Raw genomic sequence first — 599 nt, 5'->3', positions numbered from 1 at the left:
CAGCTGCGGGGGCACGCCCTCGATCTCCTCGACACCGCCGTGGTGCTGACCGGCATCGAGCATGGCCTGCTCCTCGGCCATGGTGGCCTGGTCCTTTTCCTCCGACATCCCGATCGGCCCGATCCGGCGCCCGTTGAGGAACTGCTTGACCACCGGCTCGTCGCTGGTCAGCAGCACCTCGCGTGGCCCGAACATCACCAGCTGCTTGCGGAACAACATGCCCATGTTGTCCGGCACGGTGCGGGCGATGTTGATGTTGTGCGTCACGATCAAGATGGTGGCGTCGATCTGGGCGTTGATGTCGATCAGCAGCTGGCTCAGATACGCGGTACGCACCGGGTCCAGACCCGAGTCCGGCTCGTCGCACAGGATGATCTGCGGGTCGAGCACCAGCGCCCGAGCCAGCCCGGCACGCTTGCGCATACCACCGGAGATCTCACCGGGGAACTTCTTCTCATCCCCACCCAAGCCGACCAGGGCGAGCTTCTCCATGACGATGTCACGGATCTCGCTCTCCTTCTTCTTGGTGTGCTCGCGCAGCGGGAACGCGGTGTTGTCGAACAGGTTCATCGACCCGAACAGCGCACCGTCCTGGAACA

Annotated in this window: 1 protein-coding gene; it reads right to left on the bottom strand. The window is 64.1% G+C overall.

All coding sequences use genetic code 11. From position 1 onward, the window contains the following. Positions 1-599, bottom strand: a 599-nt coding sequence (locus BKN37_RS27425; RefSeq protein WP_131823739.1) for an ABC transporter ATP-binding protein, incomplete at both ends; no start/stop codon positions are given.

This window comes from Mycobacterium talmoniae, from assembly GCF_001854525.1.
GTDB classification, from domain to species: domain Bacteria; phylum Actinomycetota; class Actinomycetes; order Mycobacteriales; family Mycobacteriaceae; genus Mycobacterium; species Mycobacterium talmoniae.
Note: the sequence above shows the minus strand (reverse complement) of the source record. Positions and strands in the feature narration are given on the sequence as shown.